We start from the raw sequence: 259 nt of genomic DNA, 5'->3' as shown, positions 1-259 counted from the left end.
ATCTCACCTGTTTGATACCCACACTTTCGAGCATCAGCGTCAGTTACAGTCCAGCAAGCTGCCTTCGCAATCGGAGTTCTTCGTGATATCTAAGCATTTCACCGCTACACCACGAATTCCGCCTGCCTCTACTGTACTCAAGGCTTCCAGTATCAACTGCAATTTTACGGTTGAGCCGCAAACTTTCACAACTGACTTAAAAGCCCGCCTACGCTCCCTTTAAACCCAATAAATCCGGATAACGCTCGCATCCTCCGTA

Annotated in this window: 1 rRNA gene; it reads right to left on the bottom strand. The window is 48.3% G+C overall.

Annotated features, from left to right (window positions below):
- Positions 1 to 259: ribosomal RNA gene (locus KKQ10_RS28305) — 16S ribosomal RNA — on the bottom strand; the annotation flags it as partial.

This window comes from Pseudomonas sp. MG-9, assembly GCF_018729515.1.
In the GTDB taxonomy this organism is placed as follows: domain Bacteria; phylum Pseudomonadota; class Gammaproteobacteria; order Pseudomonadales; family Pseudomonadaceae; genus Aquipseudomonas; species Aquipseudomonas serboccidentalis.
This window is presented reverse-complemented; position numbering and strand designations above follow the sequence as displayed.